Source organism: Paenibacillus sp. UNC451MF (genome assembly GCF_000686845.1).
Taxonomy (GTDB): domain Bacteria; phylum Bacillota; class Bacilli; order Paenibacillales; family NBRC-103111; genus Paenibacillus_S.
On the sequence record NZ_JMLS01000001.1, the window covers coordinates 640,816 to 660,997 of the forward strand.

The 20,182-nt window shown below is 45.6% G+C and carries 19 protein-coding genes; 15 read left to right on the forward strand and 4 right to left on the reverse strand.

The genetic code is table 11. From position 1 onward, the window contains the following. The first annotated feature begins 117 nt into the window (after positions 1-117). The 4 genes from BP97_RS0102815 to BP97_RS0102830 all read left to right on the forward strand — a co-directional run bounded on the left by BP97_RS0102815 (position 118) and on the right by BP97_RS0102830 (position 3,131). Positions 118-564, forward strand: coding sequence for an NUDIX hydrolase (locus tag BP97_RS0102815; protein ID WP_028547748.1), 447 nt, complete (start codon positions 118-120; stop codon positions 562-564). A gap of 15 nt (positions 565-579) precedes the next feature. Beyond that, the gene (locus BP97_RS0102820) at positions 580-1,347 is read left to right on the forward strand and encodes a DUF3891 family protein (protein WP_028547749.1); all 768 of its coding nucleotides are present in this window, start codon (positions 580-582) and stop codon (positions 1,345-1,347) included. A gap of 44 nt (positions 1,348-1,391) precedes the next feature. Further along, positions 1,392-1,781: an MmcQ/YjbR family DNA-binding protein gene (locus BP97_RS0102825; RefSeq protein WP_036745334.1), complete on the forward strand. Its 390-nt coding sequence runs from the start codon at positions 1,392-1,394 to the stop codon at positions 1,779-1,781. A 96-nt stretch (positions 1,782-1,877) separates the two neighbouring features. Beyond that, complete coding sequence (locus BP97_RS0102830) at positions 1,878-3,131, forward strand: ATP-binding protein (protein ID WP_231506192.1); 1,254 nt, start codon at positions 1,878-1,880, stop codon at positions 3,129-3,131. A 111-nt stretch (positions 3,132-3,242) separates the two neighbouring features. On the opposite strand, the gene BP97_RS0102835 is transcribed toward BP97_RS0102830, so the two are convergent. Next, the gene (locus BP97_RS0102835) at positions 3,243-3,440 is read right to left on the reverse strand and encodes a hypothetical protein (RefSeq protein ID WP_028547752.1); all 198 of its coding nucleotides are present in this window, start codon (positions 3,438-3,440) and stop codon (positions 3,243-3,245) included. A 228-nt stretch (positions 3,441-3,668) separates the two neighbouring features. Between BP97_RS0102835 and BP97_RS0102840 the strand changes: the two genes are divergently transcribed. Continuing rightward, positions 3,669-4,223 (forward strand): DJ-1/PfpI family protein, encoded by a 555-nt coding sequence (locus BP97_RS0102840; protein ID WP_028547753.1) that lies wholly within the window; start codon positions 3,669-3,671, stop codon positions 4,221-4,223. A gap of 76 nt (positions 4,224-4,299) precedes the next feature. Here BP97_RS0102840 and BP97_RS40085 read toward each other — a convergent pair whose 3' ends face one another. Beyond that, a complete protein-coding gene (locus BP97_RS40085) occupies positions 4,300-4,446 on the reverse strand; it encodes a hypothetical protein (protein WP_156043125.1) in 147 nt (48 codons plus the stop codon). 62 nt (positions 4,447-4,508) lie between these two features. Here BP97_RS40085 and BP97_RS0102850 point away from each other — a divergent pair, with 62 nt between their 5' ends. The 4 genes from BP97_RS0102850 to BP97_RS0102865 all read left to right on the forward strand — a co-directional run bounded on the left by BP97_RS0102850 (position 4,509) and on the right by BP97_RS0102865 (position 11,266). Continuing rightward, on the forward strand, positions 4,509-6,374 hold the full coding sequence (locus BP97_RS0102850) for an ABC transporter substrate-binding protein (RefSeq protein ID WP_231506193.1): 1,866 nt from the start codon (positions 4,509-4,511) through the stop codon (positions 6,372-6,374). Positions 6,375-6,668: 294 nt separating this feature from the next. Next, positions 6,669-9,359, forward strand: a complete 2,691-nt coding sequence (gene ppdK / locus BP97_RS0102855) for a pyruvate, phosphate dikinase (RefSeq protein WP_028547755.1) — start codon at positions 6,669-6,671, stop codon at positions 9,357-9,359. A 98-nt stretch (positions 9,360-9,457) separates the two neighbouring features. Continuing rightward, complete coding sequence (gene ndk / locus BP97_RS0102860) at positions 9,458-9,901, forward strand: nucleoside-diphosphate kinase (RefSeq protein ID WP_028547756.1); 444 nt, start codon at positions 9,458-9,460, stop codon at positions 9,899-9,901. A 249-nt stretch (positions 9,902-10,150) separates the two neighbouring features. Then, positions 10,151-11,266, forward strand: coding sequence for an aminopeptidase (locus tag BP97_RS0102865; protein WP_028547757.1), 1,116 nt, complete (start codon positions 10,151-10,153; stop codon positions 11,264-11,266). A 43-nt stretch (positions 11,267-11,309) separates the two neighbouring features. Here the strand turns inward: BP97_RS0102865 and BP97_RS0102870 are convergent, their stop codons facing one another. Next, the gene (locus tag BP97_RS0102870; protein WP_051620303.1) at positions 11,310-12,197 is read right to left on the reverse strand and encodes a helix-turn-helix domain-containing protein; all 888 of its coding nucleotides are present in this window, start codon (positions 12,195-12,197) and stop codon (positions 11,310-11,312) included. Positions 12,198-12,341: 144 nt separating this feature from the next. Here BP97_RS0102870 and BP97_RS0102875 point away from each other — a divergent pair, with 144 nt between their 5' ends. From BP97_RS0102875 to BP97_RS0102890, 4 genes are all read left to right on the forward strand, one after another. Beyond that, positions 12,342-13,628 (forward strand): Gfo/Idh/MocA family oxidoreductase, encoded by a 1,287-nt coding sequence (locus BP97_RS0102875; protein ID WP_028547759.1) that lies wholly within the window; start codon positions 12,342-12,344, stop codon positions 13,626-13,628. A 130-nt stretch (positions 13,629-13,758) separates the two neighbouring features. Next, positions 13,759-14,460 (forward strand): peptidylprolyl isomerase, encoded by a 702-nt coding sequence (locus BP97_RS35040; RefSeq protein ID WP_081823888.1) that lies wholly within the window; start codon positions 13,759-13,761, stop codon positions 14,458-14,460. Positions 14,461-14,477: 17 nt separating this feature from the next. Continuing rightward, positions 14,478-14,705: a hypothetical protein gene (locus BP97_RS0102885; RefSeq protein ID WP_231506194.1), complete on the forward strand. Its 228-nt coding sequence runs from the start codon at positions 14,478-14,480 to the stop codon at positions 14,703-14,705. Between the two features lie 233 nt (positions 14,706-14,938). Continuing rightward, complete coding sequence (locus BP97_RS0102890) at positions 14,939-16,057, forward strand: AbrB family transcriptional regulator (protein ID WP_028547761.1); 1,119 nt, start codon at positions 14,939-14,941, stop codon at positions 16,055-16,057. Here BP97_RS0102890 and BP97_RS0102895 read toward each other — a convergent pair. After that, on the reverse strand, positions 16,054-16,902 hold the full coding sequence (locus BP97_RS0102895) for an AraC family transcriptional regulator (protein ID WP_028547762.1): 849 nt from the start codon (positions 16,900-16,902) through the stop codon (positions 16,054-16,056). The genes BP97_RS0102890 and BP97_RS0102895 overlap by 4 nt on opposite strands. A gap of 188 nt (positions 16,903-17,090) precedes the next feature. Here BP97_RS0102895 and BP97_RS0102900 point away from each other — a divergent pair, with 188 nt between their 5' ends. Together BP97_RS0102900 and uxaC are read left to right on the forward strand one after the other, a co-directional pair. Further along, positions 17,091-18,587 (forward strand): tagaturonate epimerase family protein, encoded by a 1,497-nt coding sequence (locus tag BP97_RS0102900; protein WP_028547763.1) that lies wholly within the window; start codon positions 17,091-17,093, stop codon positions 18,585-18,587. An 85-nt stretch (positions 18,588-18,672) separates the two neighbouring features. Beyond that, on the forward strand, positions 18,673-20,082 hold the full coding sequence (gene uxaC / locus BP97_RS0102905) for a glucuronate isomerase (RefSeq protein ID WP_028547764.1): 1,410 nt from the start codon (positions 18,673-18,675) through the stop codon (positions 20,080-20,082). The last annotated feature ends 100 nt before the right edge of the window (positions 20,083-20,182 follow it).

The following is a 20,182-nucleotide window of genomic DNA, read 5'->3' on the forward strand; positions in this document are numbered from 1 at the left end:
ATTCACAGAGAATGGAAGGGAAAGAATTTACTGCAACAATATGTCATTTTGTGGTAGCATAAAGAGGTTGATGAAATTTCGTGCATGAACACCTGTACACACAAGGAGGAGAGTCCTTTGCTAACATTTATTTCTGATCTTCCTACAGACAGGCCCATTGCCGGAGTGCACTGCGTGCCGATTTTGGGTAATGGAAATATGATGATGGTGTGGGATAAGGACGAACAGACATTAACGACCATTGGCGGTAGGGTTGAGGATAACGAGACATTAGAAGAAGCTTTATATAGAGAAGTGATGGAAGAAGCAGGCATAAGGATCAGCGGCGAGGCTAAGCCCTTTGCATGCTGGTATTGGGAAGAGACAGATACTTATACCGTGTATTTCTTAACCAGGGTGCAGAGCTACGATACAATGCCGGAAGGTTTTGAAAAAACAGGCTATGTCATTATGAACTTCCAGACGGCAATTCAGTTGATAACTAAGCTGGAAGGTACTGGAGCAAGAACGGACATAATAGCAAGAGCGGAGGCATTGATGGAACCCTACCTTTCTTGCAAATAGAATGGAGTGAAAGCTGTGATCATTCGCGAAACGGAACAAGAATTCGTTATGACGACTCAGCATGACCATGCTGGTTTATCCGCTCATATTGCAGCACAGTTTTGTGATGATATCTTTCTTGGGGATGTCTATATTCCCGATGTCCTTCAGGCAATTACAGAGCATGATCGAGCCTGGATCCGCTTGGATCACACGCCGATCTGGAACGACCAAGATCATGTACCGTTTTCGTTTAGCGATTATCCGATGCTGCCCAAGCTTGTTCTTTATAAACTGGGGATCGATGAAGTGGAGCAAATGAGTGAGTATGCGGCATTCCTTTGCAGTAAGCATTATGCTTCGTTTCAACAATTACAGCATTCCTCACACCCGGATTGTATTGCATTCTGCAGCGGTGAGGCCAGACGCCAAGCACGAATTCAAGAAAAGCTTAAGTTTCCGAAGGAAATGATCGAGCGTCATTTTCAGCTGCTGCAGCTGTGCGACGATATTTCCTTGTACGTAGGCCTGAATAATCCGGGATCGACTAAGGATAAGGAGCATCCGTGGTTCCGGGACGGGTTTACACTGTCTGAACCACTCCTGCCTGACGGCAGCAGGAGACTTATCGCAGAGTGGCTTAATGAGAAGGAAATCAGGATGACGCCTTTCCCGTTTAAACACGATTTTAAGACGACTGTGCCTATCAAGTGTGTTTCCAAAGAAGCAATTCGATCACTTGGCATGAACAGGGCGTATGAACAAGCGATTTTACAGGAGCAGGAAGTTATTTTTTGCAACTGACAACAAATTGATCATTACATTGAAATAACACGGAGGAGTGCAGTGTGACGAATCACAAGCCGATATCATCGAGAAAAGGCCTAGAGCTGGTTGAGAAGATCAGAAAGCAATGCTCCACATTTCCAGAAGTAACAGAAAACATAGATTCGTTCGGACATACTTCATTTCGTGTAAAAGATAAGCCGTTTGTCATGTTGGGGGAAAAGGACCAGGTCTTCTTGTCCATCAAGACGGATAAGGATACACAGCAATTTCTCCTTCAGCAGGAGGATACTAATTATTTGAAAACTCGATATATCGGACATCATGGATGGGTTACAGTGCGCAGTCATGAGCGAGCTGACTGGAAAGAGCTTGAAGAATTGATCATCGAAGCTTATTTCCGTAACGCCCCCAGGAAATATCAGAGTTTGCTCAAAGCAAGCAGAGAATAAATAGATACCATCCTTAACACTTGTAAGGAGGAAAGTTCTCACCTTGTGTCGTATTGGTAAAGAACAAGGCAAACGAAAGAATTAGGAGAACGTATGTTGATCTATTTTAAAGACTATTTATTGAACTTATTTTTTATTTTTTCTCCGCTCGTACTGTATCCTTATATTTATAAAACGAAAAAAAAGCCTTTGCTTTACCGTTTTTTAATCTACACTCTTTTTGCCTGCGCTTTAATTGTCACCATGTCGTTTCCTACTCATTTAGACGGGCTTCTCTTTGATTTTCGCTCCATTCCTTTAACGCTTGGTTCGTTATATGGCGGTATCCCTGTTTCGATCATTTTGTATATAACCCTCATGCTTTATCGTTTAATTACAGGTAACCCTAACAATCTCATTTATATCGTTTCCTTGGCTCCGAGCTTCGTAATTCTTCTCTATTACATCAAGAGATATCCTACATTTAAGCTGCGTCAAAAAGTACTGAGCGCGGTTCTATTATGCACACTCATCAAATTGATAACCTTTGCAACCTATCTTGCTTTGACGAATCACCTGGAATTGCTGTGGATTGAGCCGATAACCAAAATAGAGACGTATTTGCTTCAAGCGCTTATTGCCGGCTTGTGTGTGTACTTAATTGAATTTTTGAATACCTATTTTTATATGCAGGAAGAAGTCGTTAATAGTGAAAAAATCAAAATCGTCAGCGATATGGCAGCTTCAGTAGCGCATGAGATACGCAATCCGTTAACAACGGTGAGAGGCTTTATTCAACTACTAGGTTCAGCTGAATTGGATCAAGAGAAGAAACAATTTTATCAGAAGCTGTGCTTGGAGGAATTGGATCGCGCTCAGGTCATTATTACTGATTACCTTGCTTTGGCCAAACCGGATCCTGAAGTGATAGAGAGAATCAATGTCAATGACGAGGTCCGTTATTTATCGAACGTTCTGTTGACTTATGCCAATTATTATAATATCCAGATTGATGGGATTGTGTCCGAAGACGAGTCGCTTTATATAGTGGGTGATAAGTACAAATTCAGGCAAGCATTCATTAATATTGGCAAAAATGCGATTGAGGCAATGTTCAATGGGGGGTTATTGGCCTTTAGCGTAAAAAGTCAGGAGAGTCACGTCACCATCACTGTGAAAGATTCCGGTGTCGGTATGACCGAAGAACAGGTTCGTCGGCTCGGCACGCCCTACTATTCTACGAAGGAAAAAGGGACGGGCCTTGGGACTATGGTTTCCTTTGGGATCATTAAGAAGATGAATGGAAAAATTGAGCTGAAAAGTGAGCTGGGCAAGGGGACAGAATACAAGATTGTATTCCCGAGGGTCTAAGCGGGGGAAATAAGCGCTACATAAAAAAACCGCATCATACGGACAGTTTGACGAGAAACCCTGAGAGTAAGGTGGGCTTGTAACCAGGGTTTCTCTTCTGTCTGAACCGTACTACGCGATTTCTATCAGCTCGGTTAAAAATATACTTGTTTTAATAACCGTTCCATTTTTTTCAAGTTTAACATAAATCCATTCGGTCTGCTTATCTACGACAGTCCCTTTACCTTCTCTGGTCAAAACCTTGGTTTTGTTCAACAATACTTGAAATGGATAATGTGCAGATTGACTTCTTAGAACTTTCTTCGGCATCATTATAACTTCCTTTATATGAGAATGTATACATCTATTGTGTGTATACATTATTCTAGCATTTCCTCTCAAAAGATTCTGTTTAAAAAATCACACAAAGCGAAAAAAACAAATTCTTGACGAACTATGACAAGCTTTCTACAAAATCCGCTATTTTCCACCCGTTTACAATTAATTGGACTTGCATCACAATGAAATGGAGTACAATATATTGCGGGAGGGATTCCCTTGTCCAAAAAAATTCTTATCATCACCGGCGATGCCGTAGAAGCGCTTGAAGTATATTATCCGTATTACCGTGTGCTTGAGGCTGGTTATGAAGCAGTCATCGCCTCGCCGACGAAGAAAACGCTGCGTACCGTTGTGCATGATTTTGAAGGCTGGGATACCTATACGGAGAAGCCAGGCTACCAGCTTGATTCGCATGTCTCCTTCTCGGAAGTGGACCCTTCGGAGTTTGACGGACTTATCATTCCTGGCGGAAGAGCTCCAGAATACATTCGTCTTGATGAGAACGTGCCCCGCATTTTGGCCCATTTCTTTGAAACTAATAAGCCGGTTGGAGCTATCTGCCATGCAGCGTTAGTGCTTGGCGCATTGAAGGACAAATCGGTTTTTGAAGGACGGACCATGACTGCCTATACTGCCTGCCGGTTTGATGTAGAGCAGCTCGGAGCTCAGTTTACCTCGGATACGCTTCATGTGGATGGTAATATCGTTTCGGGTCATGCTTGGCCGGATTTGCCTGGATTCATGAGAGAGTTTTTAAAACAACTGTCTTAAACATAAGCTTATAAAATAAAAACGTCGGTTGACTGAGGACTCGCCTCTGACTCCGGCGTTTTTTGTCGTCTGTTTCTTAGAGAAAGCTAAGTATGCCGATTGTGGCACTACCCAACATCCAATCCAGCATGGAGATTTGAGCTGCCCAACGATAATTAGCAGTTTGTTCAACTTCCATTTGGCGTTCTTTCATTTGCATTTCGAGCTCGAATAAGTTCATCATTGTCATCCACTCCTTTTGTTTACTGATTATAACTGGATAAAGATGAATAAAAAGTGTAGAATGTGACATGGATTCTTCATCTTTTATTGTTGGAGGGGATTTTTATACTAGAACATTACTATCTGACCCTTCGAAAGCAGCTTCCGAATGCACTTGAAAAAGAAGAAATAGAGGTTACACTCCCTCAACTGACAGAATGGCTTCATTTCTCAAGTCGGAATGTGAATCTGGTATTAAGAAAAATGGAAGAGCAGTCGTGGATTCAATGGCTTCCAGGTCGAGGAAGAGGACATCGTTCCAGAATTGTATTCAGGATTTCTCGAGAGACGCTCGTTCTGCAGATGGCCCAGGGTCATGTAGGAAAAGGGGATTTGCAAAGAGCATTTGCCTGTATCGAAGAATATGATTACTTGCCCAATTTGAGGGATCAGTTTGTCTACTGGCTGGATAGCCAATTCGGATACCGACCGGAAGGAAATGATGGAGAAAGAACGGATACTCTTCGGGTTCCATATCACAATCCAATTCAATGCCTTGATCCTCCGTTCATCACCTTTGTTGTAGAATCCCATATGGCTAAACATATTTTTGATAATATTGTCCGCTACAATCGGCAAACCAAAACCATTGAACCCCATCTTGCTCATCATTGGTGCCACGATAAGACGGGAACAAGTTGGCTCTTTTATCTTCGCAAAGGCGTGCTGTTCCATCACGGAAGAGAAATGACGGCGCAAGATGTCAAGTTCTCGTTAGATCGAATTCGGGATGAAGACGTAGACAGTCCTTATCGATGGATGTTTGAAAATGTGGAGAAGATTGAGGTATACGACCGATATGCCGTCAGGATCAAACTATCACAGCCGAATTCCTTATTTTTGCATTGTTTAAGCTTTGATAGAGCTTCTATCGTACCTGAAGATATGGTACTGTCGCTAGGTGACGCATTTAAGCATAAACCTGTTGGAACTGGGCCGTTTCAAGTCGTGTCGCATGACAATAATATGCTGGTGTGCGAAGCATTTAATCGATATTTTGATAAAAGGGCCCATTTGGATCGTATTGAAATATGGTACACTCCCGATTTACAAAGCAAGGTAAGCTATGTAGAACGGACCATGTATCGGATACGAACCCGAGGAGGGGAAGAATCGCGGGAGCAGCGGAATAACCTAAAGATACTATCTGACGGCTGCAGCAAGATGCTGACCTTTAATCTCAAGCTGGATGGTCCTCAACAGCAGCTTAGCTTCCGTCAAGCCATTATACATGGAATTGATCGGAGGAGGAGCGAGCTTCTGAATTCCGACGATGCTTATTTGGCGGATTGGTTTGTCCCTCGAGTCGATACTTCCAGGCAGGATATGTTATACAATCCTGAGTTGGCGGAGCAGCTGCTTAAGGAAAGCGGTTATCAAGGAGAACCTGTTCTTTTGGCTGTATCCAAAGCTAATATGGAGGAAGCGGAGGCGCTCAGAAAGCTCATGGGTGAAATGGGCATTAACTTACAGCTGGAAGTTTTCAGTGACGACCCTAAGCAGCGGATCGTAACGGTGGAGCGAAGCCACCTGTGTTTGTACGTGATCATATTAGATGATGATTTGGTATTGTCCATATTGGAATTGTTTTTGGCGGATAATAGCTTCGTTCGCAGACATCTTAGCGATGAACTAATTGCTGAGCTAATTCAGATCATCGAGAAGATATTCAGAATTGATTTAGAGTACGGTTCAGACGGTCAAATGGAGTGGATAAACGAGCTTGAACGCTTAGTAAAGAAAAACGCCGCAGTGTTCTTCATGTATCGTTGGCAGCAAAGGACCTTTTATCATCCGTCTTTAAGAGGCGTATCTTTGAATTCGCTTGGATGGGTCCCTTTTCGCGATGTATGGTTCGAGCCGGTTGTACTGAACGAGCAGGCAAATTAGTGTAGGTTTAAAGGGCTGATCCATTATATCTATGAAACGAGCAGATTGTGAAATACGTCTGGGATCTTAATAGACTCTTCTTTACGGAGTCCGTTAAGATCCCTTTTTTATATGGATAATAGGTTGATTTATATAGAGTGACCAATTGTCAAATAATTGCCCTATATAATGTGTGTTAATTAGTATTATAACATACTATTGATAATGAATAGTGTGTATGATATCGTATGGATATTGGAATTATACCACTTCATTCCACAGCCAGCTTTTCATATTATGACGGGGGGAACCAGCATGTTAAGAGTAATGCCTTTTGAGCAGGGGAACGCAAGCATGAAGCATTTGTTAGGAGGTAAAGGAGCTAATCTAGCCGAGATGACGCGTGTCGGATTACCCGTGCCACCCGGATTTACGATAACGACCGATGTGTGCCGTGCTTATTATGCGGCTGATCGCAAGCTTCCTGAAGGATTATTCGAGGAAGTGCTATCGGCAATGAAGCAATTGGAACAAGCTAAAGGCGAACGTTTCGGCGATTCCGAGCAGCCGCTGCTTGTTTCCGTTCGTTCCGGCTCCGTCACATCTATGCCGGGCATGATGGATACAATCTTGAATCTGGGATTAAACGATGAAACGGTGGAAGGGCTTGCACGCTCTACCGGCGATGCCAGGTTCGCCTATGACTGTTACCGCCGTTTGATTCAAATGTTCGGCAACGTAGTGTTTGATATGGAAGGATATCACTTTGAATTTCTTCTGCAGCGTATGAAGCAGCAGCAGGGTTTCGATCAAGATCATCAAGTGACGGCGGAAGCTTGGAAAACGCTTATTGCAGAATATAAGGCTGTAATCGCAAAACATGCAGGCCGTTCTTTCCCCCAACAAGTGATTGAACAGCTGCAGCTGGCGGTTGAAGCGGTATTTCGTTCGTGGAACAACCATCGTGCACAAATTTATCGCAATATTCATCAAATTCCGGATGAACAGGGGACGGCGGTTAACGTACAATCCATGGTATTCGGCAATATGGGCACAGATTGTGGTACCGGAGTCGTATTTACTCGCAATCCTTCTACTGGTGAACATATATTGTATGGAGAGTTTTTGATGAATGCGCAGGGAGAAGACGTTGTGGCTGGTGTAAGAACACCGATGCCTATCGCCAAGCTAGAAGAGGAGCTGCCTGAAGTGTATGCACAGCTTGAATCGGCGGCGATAAAGCTTGAGAAGCATTACCGCGATATGCAAGATATTGAATTTACTGTGGAGAAAGGAAAGCTCTACTTGCTGCAAACTCGTAACGGCAAACGGACTGCTCAGGCCGCGGTACAACTGGCGGTTGGGTTTGTGAAAGAAGGCACGATCACAAAAGAGGAGGGGATTCAACGGATTGAACCCTTTCATTTGGATCAGCTGCTGCATCGTGCCATCGATACGTCTTCAGAGCTTGACGTTTTGGCGTCCGGCCTTCCTGCTTCACCCGGAGCGGCTACAGGGCAAGCCGTCTTCGACGCCGATACGGCCGAAGCTTGGTCCCGTGCCGGTAAGAAGGTCATTCTTGTGCGCTCGGAGACAACGCCCGAGGATATTCACGGCGTGCTTGTCGCCGAGGGTGTACTTACAAGCCGTGGCGGGATGACTAGCCACGCGGCGGTTGTTGCCCGCGGGATGGGCAAGCCTTGCGTATGCGGCTGCGAGCCCATCCGGCTGCGTGAACGAGCCTTCGATGTCGTAGTCACCGATTCGGTGACGGCGACGATAGCCGAAGGGGAGTGGATCTCGATTGACGGCGCCACGGGGCGCGTCATTCGCGGGGTTGTGCAGCTGCGCGAGCCGGAGCTGACCGCGGAGCTCGTAGAGCTGCTGGCATGGGCGGATGATATCCGCCGTCTGCAGGTGTACACGAACGCGGATACGCCGGAGGATGCCGGCAAGGCTCGCAGCTTCGGTGCGGAGGGCATCGGCTTATGCCGCACCGAGCACATGTTTATGTCGCCGGAGCGTGTACCTGTCGTCCGCGGCATGATTTTGGCCGACCAGCCGGAGGAACGGGCTGCTGCGCTTGCTGAATTGCTGCCCATGCAGCAAAGTGATTTTGAAGGGATTTTCCGTGCAATGGCTGGATTGCCGGTCACTATTCGCCTATTAGACCCTCCGCTGCATGAATTTTTGCCTAACATGGAAGAACTCGCTATCCAGTATTCACTCCTATCGCAGCAGAAGATTGGCAATACGGAGGAGCTCCAACGAGTGGAGCGCATGCTCAGGAAAGTACGCAGCCTGCATGAGATGAACCCGATGCTGGGTACACGCGGCTGCCGCCTTGGGCTCATTCATCCTGAAATTTATGAAATGCAGGTAGAAGCCATATTCCGTGCTGCGCTTCAATGCCTAGATGAGAAGGTGGATGTTCGACCTGATATTATGATTCCGCTTGTAGGACACGAGAGCGAACTGAAAATCATGCGTGAACTGGTCGACCGCAAAGCGGCAGAGGTATTGGGAGCACGATTGAGCACGGTTCACTATAGAGTGGGTACAATGATTGAAGTACCAAGGGCCGCTATTACAGCGGGCTCTATCGCGAAGCATGCGGATTTCTTCTCATTTGGCACGAACGACTTGACTCAGATGACGCTCGGCTATAGCCGGGACGATGCAGAAGGAAAATTTCTTACTCACTATGTAGAGAGTAAGGTTCTGCCGAGCAATCCGTTCCAGGTGCTTGATCAGGAAGGTGTCGGAACGTTGATCCGCTGGGCTGCCGCGCAGGGTAAGTCCACAAAACCGCAATTGAAAACCGGTATTTGCGGTGAGCATGGCGGCGACAAGGAATCCATTTTCTTTTGTCACGCAGAGGGACTTGATTATATCAGCTGCTCCCCTTATAGGGTACCGCTTGCCCGTATCGCGGCAGCACAGGCCGCCATTGCCTTGGGCAATCCTTCGGAGCAAGCTTCTATAAAGCCTGCACAGTCTGCTTAATTACTTTCTTTAAGCAACTTTATTATAAAAAAAATTGAATTGGGCAATAATGGTTAATCCATTTATAAATGAGGAACACGGGACGAGGTGCAGCTATTGTGGAAAAAACATTTTTAATGGTCAAACCGGATGGAGTACAGCGGGGGTTGATCGGAAAATTGGTTCAACGCTTTGAGGACAAAGGCTTTCAGCTCGTTGGAGCTAAGCTAATGCATATAAGCAGGGAGCAGGCACAGACGCACTATGCGGAGCATGCGAGCAAGCCGTTTTTTGGTGAACTGGTGGACTTCATTACTTCAGGCCCTGTATTCGCAATGGTATGGCAAGGGGAGCAGGTGGTAGCGTTGTCCCGGGCCATGATGGGCAAGACCAGGCCGATGGAGGCCGCAGCAGGAACGATTCGTGGAGATTATGCGGTTCGTACCGAAAGCAATATCATCCATGGATCCGATTCACCGGAAAGCGCCGAGCGGGAAATCGCTCTCTTCTTTAAGCCGGAGGAGCAATTGAGTTACGAGCATACAATGCAACGCTGGATTTAGGCTGTGAATCCTATCCAAGAATAACTAGATGTAAAGTCACTCCTTGACGGGAAAGTCGGGAGTGATTTTTTTCTGTCCGGATCTGCTTCGTTTCACTGTATCTTGAGGAATGCTCGAAAGTCGTTTGATGTTTTATCGAAAATTGGTTACATTGAGAAGGAGGTATCGCCATACAAATTAGGTAAGTACATATGCTTCTGCGTTAAACCCTAAAATGTGTATAAGAGCCGATAAGGAGAGATAGGAACAATGAGAGATCCAAGATTAAAAGTGTTGGCAAGCAATTTAATTCGATATTCCGTGAACCTTCAGCCGGGTGAAAATATTTTAATCGAAATGATAGGGATCAAAGATCAGGAGCTAACTAAATGCTTAATTGAGGAAGCTCATGCTGCTGGAGGTCATCCGTTTATTGAACTGCGTGACCCGGCTGTAACCCGCAGTTTAATGCTTCACGGTACGAAGGAGCAATATCATACGCTTAAAGAGCTGGAACTAAGCCGGATGAAACAGATGCAAGCTTATATCGGGGTTCGCAGTGGTGACAACATTACGGAGACATCCGATGTGCCAGAGGCGCAGATGAAGCTCTATGTGACGGAATACCAGCGTCCTGTAACGGATCAACGCGTAAATCATACCAAGTGGTGTGTGATGAGATACCCAAATCCGTCCATGGCTCAATTAGCTAACACCAGTACGGAAGCGTTCGAGGATTTTTATTTCCAAGTGTGCAACCTGGATTACAGTAAAATGGGGAAAGCGATGGAATCGCTGGTCAACCTAATGAACCGGACCGACAAAGTAAGGCTTGTAGCCCAGGGGACGGATTTGACTTTCTCCATCAAGGACATTCCTGCTATTCCATGCGCAGGTAAAAACAATATTCCGGACGGCGAAGTATTCACTGCGCCTGTGAAAAATTCTGTTAACGGCACCTTGTCCTACAATACCCCTACGATCTACCAAGGCACTTCCTTCGAGAATGTAATGCTTCGCTTTGAGAACGGAAAAATCGTAGAAGCAACAAGCAACAATACGAAGAAGCTGAACGAAATTTTGGATACGGATGAAGGCTCAAGATACATAGGTGAATTTGCCATTGGTGTGAATCCGTACATTAAGCACCCGATGAAGGATATTTTGTTCGATGAAAAAATTGACGGCAGCATTCATTTCACGCCGGGAAATGCGTATGAGGATGCCGATAACGGTAATCGTTCCTCTGTGCATTGGGACATGGTGTTGATCCAGCGTCCGGAATTCGGCGGGGGCGAAATTTACTTCGATGACGTACTCATTCGTAAAGATGGCAAGTTCGTTATTACGGAGCTAGAGCAGCTGAATCCGGAAAACCTGATTTAAGCTATTTAAAAAAAGAGGACGCAGCAACGACGCTGCGTCCTTTTTATTTGCCTGCCCACTTGCGGTATTGGAGCGGCGACATGCCGCATGCCGACTTGAAGATGCGCCCGAAGTGGGTGCTGCTGTCGAAGCCGACCTGCTCGGTAATGCCGGTCACAGACATTCGGGTTGATTTCAGGAGCTGTTGGGCCTCTTGCACCCGCAAGCTGTTGACGTATTCAATAACACCGAACCCTGTCACCTCTTTATAGATGCGACACAAATAATAGGGGCTTATATGAAAATGCCCGGATAGTTCTTTCAAAGACATCGGTTCTCGAAAATGTTCATTAATATATTTCACAATATCAGATACTTTGCGGTGAAGGGTTGTGGGGTGGTCCGAGGTTTTGCCTCTACTGTCGGAATTCTGGATATGCCTGTATATCATGAGCAGCAGCTCTCCAAGCAATATCCGGATATAGCCTTCAGTACCGTACTGGGTGTGCCTTTGCTCCCTGAGCATTTTCTCGACAATAGATTCAATCATGATGAGCTCTCTTGCATCGGGGTGGAGGATGGGTCCTTCGTTGAACACATCAAACAAGTCTTCCATAATCGATCGATACATCGGTTCCATAAAATGATCTTTGAAATTAATTAAAATCCGCTCGTGATGAGGAGAATTCGCTTCCATTGTTTTGTGCAGCACATTGGGCTGGATGAGGACCAAATCCCCTTTTTTTACATGATAAGAGCGGTCTTTAATGAAATAATACCGTTCCCCTGCGCGCATATAATAGATTTCGTACGAATCATGGGAATGGTTTTGTTTCATATTGAATGTATCCTTGCGAATGGATTGATGCAGATGAAAGCCGTCCTTTTCGGCTAGGAAAGAAAAAGGCTTTGGTTCTGGCTTCGACACGTTTGGTGGAACAGAGCTTTTCATATTATTGGGGCCTCCCTGCAAGTTATGAATAAGGAGATTAGTGCAATATAGGTAGAAAAAACTGAAATGTAAGCAATTTTAGTGCTGTTTTCGAATATTTATTGCGCTATACTCACAATAACACAGACAAGGGAGGAAATATAGATGTCAAGTCGTAAACGTTATGCAGTCGTAGGTACGGGAGGTAGAGCTGGTTTCTTCTACACCTCCATTGCTCGCGATTATAAAGATACGTCCGAGCTTGTTGCTTTTTGCGATATTAACCAAACCCGAATGAATGTTGCTAACAAAAAATTGGAACCGTTCGGTGTACGTCCGATTCCTACTTATAAATCACAAGATTTTGAACGCATGATTGAAGAAACTAAACCGGATATCATCATTGTAACAACGGTTGACCGGACTCACCATACTTATATTATCCGCGCAATGGAGTTAGGCTGCGATGTTATTACTGAGAAGCCGATGACAGTGGACGAAGTGAAATGCCAGGAGATCTTGGATGCAGTAGAAAGAACCGGCCGCAATCTGCGCGTTACATTCAATTACCGCTACTCTCCACATAATACCAAAATCCGTGAGCTGATTATGGACGGTGCGATTGGTGATGTGCACTCGGTTCATTTTGAATGGCTGCTCAATACGAAGCACGGAGCTGACTATTTCCGTCGTTGGCACCGCGACAAACGCAATAGCGGCGGCTTGCTCGTGCATAAATCGACGCATCACTTTGACCTGGTTAACTTCTGGCTTGGAACACAGCCTAAGACCGTATTTGCACTGGGTGACTTGATGTTCTACGGACGTGAAAATGCCGAAAAACGCGGTGTTACCGAGTTTTATTCCCGTGCCCAAGGCAGCGAATATGCCAAGAACGATCCATTCGCATTGCACCTGGAGCAAAACGAGAATTTGAAAGCCATGTACCTGGATGCCGAGAAGGAAGACGGATACTACCGTGACCAGAGCGTATTCGGAGACGGCATTAACATCGAAGATACGATGGGGGTTATGGTTAAATATCGCAACAATGCGATACTTACGTACAACCTCTATGCGTATGCACCTTGGGAAGGTTTCCGTGTATGCTTCAATGGCAGCAAAGGCCGTATTGAAATGAACGTTGTTGAAGCTTCTTACGTTAATTCCGGAGGCGAACAAGCATTGGAAGGCGCGGTTAAAGGGAAGAAAATTACGGTATTCCCGATGTTCGATGCTCCTTACGAGGTTAAGGTTGAAGAAACGAAGGGCGGCCATGGAGGCGGAGACCCTGTGCTGTTAAACGACTTGTTCGGAGAGAAAGCACCGGATCGCTTCAATCGTGCAGCTTCTCACGTAGATGGCGCAATGTCTATCCTGACAGGTATCGCAGGCAATCATTCCATCAAAACCGGACTTCCGGTTCAAGTGGCTAACTTGGTTAAGTTCTAATCTACTCATTTAATCATAAAGCGCGGGGAAATCGCTTAAAAGAGCGTCCCTGCGCTTTTTTTACGAGAATGAATCGTTTATACTTTGGATATCTATTAACAACAATAAAGTCAGTTAGGAGAATGCAAGAATGGGTCAAGGCTTTCTAGCTATTTTTATGATCATTGCGGGTATCGTACATTATGCTAGTGTAGGTGATGCAGGAGTTGTAACGGCCATACCTGAAGAAGTAAATGTCATTGAGGAAAAGGCTGTGCCGAATGAAACGGTAGTAGATGAACAGAAGAAACACAAGTCGTATGCGCAAGCACCGGAGATGTCCATTGATGTGAACAAAACTTATGAGGCCACCCTACATACGAACAAAGGCGATTTTACGATCGAGTTATTTCCGAAAACGGCTCCGCTGACGGTCAACAATTTCGTTTTTCTCGCTAGAGACGGCTTTTATGAAGATGTTGAGTTTCATCGCATTATTGAATCATTCATGATTCAAACGGGAGACCCTACAGGTACGGGAATGGGTGGACCCGGATACAAGTTTGCCGACGAGTTGAAATCGCCGTACAAGTACGAGCCGGGAATTGTTGCTATGGCGAATGCGGGTCCTAACACCAATGGCAGCCAGTTCTTTATTTGTACAGGCAAGGATAGTGAGAATCTAAATCAGTACCCGAATTATACGATTTTCGGAAAAATAACAGACGGGATGGATACCGTTCTTAAGATCGCTGGAACTCCTGTAGCAGAATCTAAGTATGGTGAAAAAAGTCATCCGATAGAATCCGTTAAGATTCAGAAGATAGACATTATAGAACATAATGCCGAGTAGAATGACATGAGAAGTTGGTGAATGGGTTGGAACAATATGCGACGCTGATCGGGGTCATTTTGGAGAAGCTCGATCAAACGTATAAGGATTTACAGTTTAATTATAATGGCATGGATAGCGTTCTGAAGCAGCATACGGAGGAAGAGCGATCCAATACACCGGAGCTCCTTACCATTGCCGAGCTTCGCGATGTATACGGAGAGCTGATTCGCCGTTTGGAGGAGCGCTTGCCAGGTATTAAATAATAAGGAAAACGACCTGAACAGGTGTTGAGTCTGTCAGGAAATTTAGTTATTCAAAAGGTAGTTACACGCAGGAGGTGGGGTATCCCCTGTGGAGCGATAACAACAGCGACTGGAAGGGGATACCCCACCGGATTCCCACACAAACTTCTGAAATTGCATAGGTTTTATCGTCATCCGAACGGCCTTATCAGGTCGTTTTTCTTTGCTACACTTGGGAAAAGAGGAAGATCAACATGAATCGGATACTGGAAACGATCCTCGTTACATTTGCCGGGGGACTGCTGTTTACTCTGCTTCACGTTCCGCTTAGTTGGATGCTGGGTCCGTTAACGGCAGTCCTCCTGTGGTCGGCATTTACACGCCGCAGGCTGACCTGGCCTGCTGGACTTCGCAATGCGGGGTTGGCAGTCCTGGGCTACGGCATGGGACTCACGTTCACGGCCGAAAGCGCCAGACAGATTTCATCACAGCTGCCTACAATGCTGATGGCCACGGTATTGACGATAGCGTTTAGCTTGGCCGCTGCATACGTCACTTCCCGATATACGGGGATCAGTATGGCGAGCAGTGTAATCGGGAGCATCCCCGGCGGCTTGTCGCAGATGGTAGTATTAAGTGAAGAGATTGAGGGGGCGGAGACAACGGTTGTCGCCTTTATGCAGACGATACGGCTGTTGACGGTGATTTTCACCGTACCCTTCCTTGCCGTTCACGGAATTGCCAATGGAGTGGGAGCAGTTGACGTCTCCGGGTTAAGCAAGCAGGGAAGCGGGAGCAGCGGTTTTATCGATGCTTTAATGGCGTGGGTTCATGATGCAGCCGCCAGACCGTTTTTTTTCGCATTGGTCGTGGTTCTTATGGCTGCATCCGCTTGGATTGCCGTTAAACTGCGGTTTCCTACGCCTTATTTCCTAGGACCGATTATAGCAGCAGGTATTCTTACAGTAACGGGCTATGAGCTCCCGCATTTGCCATCCTTACTTACGATTCTTGCTCAATGGAGTCTTGGCATATATATGGGGCTTGGTATTAAATTGAGCAGCCTCTCGAATTGGAAGAAACTATTGCCTTACTCCATAGCGGGCAGCATCGCGGTAGTTGCCTTTTCACTAGGCTTATCCTATGTGTTTAGTGTAGTACACCCGATATCACTGACAACCGCATTTTTGAGCACTTCTCCGGGCGGCATGACGGAAATGGGCGTAACGGCTTCATTGATCGGAGCGGATATATCGATGGTTGTCGCTTATCAAATGTTTCGAATCTTGTTTATTTTGTTTATCGTGCCTTATATGCTGCGCTGGGGCTTTCGCCGCTTCAAAGGCTCGAGATCCGCTGAAGGCAGAAGCTAACGCTGGTGCTTTCGATATTCGTGAGGCGTCAGCTTCGTTAATTTTTTGAACATTCGACCAAAGTGAGCAATATTCTCGAATCCAACGCTGTCGGCGATATCGATAATTTTGCGGTTCGACTCCCTCAGCAGCTTCTGTGCCTCGCGAATTCGGGTCATATTCACGTACTCGATAAAGGTGAAGCCGGTAATTTCTTTGAACGCACGGCTCATATAATAAGGACTCATATAGAAAAGCTCCGAAATGCCGGATAATGTCATAGGCTCCTGATAGTGCCCGTTGATGTGCTGGACGATTTCGGATATTTTTTTGTGCAGCGGGCTTGCATGCTCAAAGGGCACGGATTCGTGGCGTTCCGCGTACCGGCTCGAGAACAGCAGTAGCTCCACCAGCATTAATTTGATGTACGTTTCGAAGCCGGTTTGCTTCTCTTTAAGCTCCTTGGTCAGCTTGTTCATAATAGTCTGAACGAAGATTTGGTCCTGCAGGTTGAGACTTAATACATGTGCAGACTGCTGAAAGACACCGAACAATGAAGGATGGTAGAAGGGATGGTCCGTTCCGATGAAGTTGTCGCTAAAATTAATGACGATTCTTTCATGTCCGGGCTGCCCTACATCCGAGGTTTTGTGGACGTCATGCTTGTTAATGAATACGAGATCGCCCGGGGAAATCAGATAGGAGCGGTCTTTAATAAAATAAGTCCGTTGTCCGGATAATAGGTAATAGATTTCGTACGTTCCGTGAAAATGGTTCGTCCGTTCGAAAGGCTCCGTCCGCTTGATATGCTGTATATAAAAATCGCCTTCTTCCGCACCATAGGTGAAGGACACCGTTTCGCTCATATGGATCACATCACTTCCCTACTAGGTTTATCCCGCTAAACGGGAACTTTTCATTCATTGTAGCAGAGAATGATACTTTTTCATAGCAAGATGCGCATAGGTTTATGGAAATTAGACAAAATAGGCGAAGAAAGTGGTATGATTTTGCGCTATGATCGAGATATCTTATTAATCAAGGAGGCTTTTTCATGAGCAAGTTTCAAGCGATCGCCCAAGCAGTAAAAGAGGGTAACGTGAACCAAATCGACGCTAATGGTATCAAAGTGTATCCGCATTCATTGTCGGAGTCCGGTAACGTGAAGCTGGTTATGGTGAAGGACGGTCAAACCAAATTGATTTTGGCTGTTGGTGAAGGTCCGTTGTTCGACGAACTGCAAGGAACTGTAGAAGGCGGTATTAAAGCCTGCCCATTAACACATGAGAACCGTTTGGTTTTAAATAAATATTTTGACTACACCGTGCCTCGCGCATTCGGTACACAAGTAGCAACGATCGGTCTTGGCGACCGTCTCGGTATTGCTTCTCCAGGCCACATCAAAACGGTTGTCGGCAGAAATGTTCGTCCGATTTTGGCACAACAAAGTATCCGTGAGCTTAACCTTACAGGTCGCGACTATAAGCAAGTTGTTGACGCTGCTTGCTATGCTGCATTCCAAGAAGGCTACAAAGACGGCTTCGGCGCTGACGGCGACCACTTGAAGGTAGAAGCAGACATTGAGCTTGCTCTTGGTCTTGGCTTCACCATGTTGACTCTGGACTGCTCCGAGTATATCGATAACTCCATCGAAGGCACTTCTGCTGCAGAGCAAGCTGTCAAATACAACGCGTTGTCCGAAGATATTCGCAACCATTACGAGTCCCGTTACTTGAACCAAACGTTTGAAGTTGCCGGAACTTCCATTACGTTTGACAAAGAAACTTTGATTAAAAATGTGTTGATCTATGGACCGGCTATCGATTTCATGGAGCACATCTTCAACAAATATATTAAAACGGCTGACCGCGAAATCGACTTCGAAATTTCGATCGACGAAACGGCTACCCCTACAGCCCCTGAGTCTCACTTCCTGGTTGCCAAAGAATTATACGGTCGCGGTTTGACAATCTACAGCATGGCACCTCGCTTTATCGGCGAGTTCCAAAAAGGAATCGACTACATCGGCGACATCGCTCAATTCGAAAAAGAATTGATCATCCATGCAGGCATTGCCGACGATTTTGGATACAAGCTTAGCATCCACTCCGGTAGTGACAAGTTCAGCGTGTTCCCTATTATCGGGAAATACACGAAAGGCCGTTTCCATGTGAAAACAGCTGGAACCAACTGGCTTGAAGCTGTTAGAACAGTAGCTAAAGTGAATCCAAGCCTGTACCGCAAAATGCACCAATATGCTTTGGATCATTTTGAAGAAGCAACAGCTTACTACCATGTAACAACGGACTTAAGCAAAATCGTTCCTTTGGATCAAGTAGCTGACGCTGATCTTGCTGATACGTATATGAACGAGAACAATGCTCGTCAAGTGATTCATATCACTTACGGTATTCTGCTTCAAGCGAAAGATGCTCAAGGCAGATCCTTGTTCAAGGACGAGTTCTTCAGCACTTTGAGCGATCAAGAAGAAGCATTCGAGCAATCGCTGATTTCTCATATTGGCAAACATTTGGATTTGTTGGGTAAGTAATATAAAATCCGAGCCGGAAGGTGCTTAGAGCACGTTTCGGCTTGGTTATGATTAAAGATCATGGGTGAGAAGGGATGATTATTGTATGAAACAATTTCTCGATGAGAACTTTATGTTATCCAATGAAACGGCAGTTCGCTTGTATCATGACTATGCCAAGGACATGCCGATTATCGACTACCATTGTCATTTAAGCCCACAAGAAATTTATGAGAACAAAACGTTCAAAAACATCACCGAAGCTTGGTTGTACGGGGATCACTACAAATGGAGAGCTATGAGATCCAACGGTGTGGAAGAGCAATTCGTTACCGGCGGAGAAGGCGCTTCCGATTACGATCGTTTCCTTGCTTGGGCTAAAACGGTTCCGCAAACAATTGGCAACCCGCTCTACCACTGGTCCCACCTTGAACTGCAGCGCTATTTTGGTATTCATGATTTGATTAACGAGAAAAATGCTCCTGCGATCTGGGAAAAAGTAAACGCTCAACTGAACGGTGAGGGCTTCGGAGCGAGAGATTTCATCAAAAAATCGAACGTAAAAGTCGTTTGCACAACCGATGATCCTACCGATTCGTTGGAATACCACATTAAAATCAAAGATATTAAAGATTTCGATGTCTTGGTGCTTCCTTCATTCCGTCCGGATAAAGGTCTTGAAATCAACCGCGCGACCTTCCTGCCATGGGTTGAGAAGCTGGGTCAAGTATCCGGTCAAGCTATCGATAATTATGATCAATTGCTAACAGCATTGGAAGCAAGAATTCGTTTCTTCCATTCGGTCGGCGGACGCGTATCTGACCATGCGTTGGATTACGTTGCTTACGCTGAAACCACGAAAGAGCAAGCCGCAGCGATTTTTGCCAAAGCTTTGAAAGGCGAAGCGGTAAGCCTGGAGGAAGAAAAACAATACAAAACTTATACTCTAGTATTTATGGGCAAGCTGTATGCTGAGTTGGGTTGGGCTATGCAGTTCCACATTAATGCAGCTCGTAACAACAACAGCCGCATGTTCGGCAAGCTGGGTCCGGATACCGGCTACGATTCCATCAACGACAGCTCGTTGGCTTATCCGCTTGCTAAGCTGCTTGATGCTTTGGACAGCGAAGATGCGTTGCCTAAAACGATTGTGTACTCTTTGAATCCAAAAGACCATTACGTGCTTGGCACGATTATCGGAAGCTTCCAAGGTGGCGGCATTCCAGGTAAAATTCAGCTGGGTTCCGCATGGTGGTTCCTAGATACGAGAGACGGCATGCTGGAGCAAATGAAAGCATTGTCGAACTTGGGCTTGTTCAGCCGCTTTGTCGGTATGCTTACAGATTCCAGAAGCTTCCTGTCTTACACAAGACATGAGTACTTCAGACGGATCGTATGTAATCTGATCGGAGAATGGGTAGAGAACGGCGAAGCTCCAAATGATCTGGAACTGCTTGGCGACATTGTTCAGAACATTTCTTACAATAACGCTAAGGATTATTTCAATTTCTCCTAAGCAGCAATTTAAAGTTAAATAGTCCGGTGTATCTATATGATACACCGGACTATTTTTTTTGCGTCCGGATGGAGGGATACGAATGAGCGATAGGGAATAC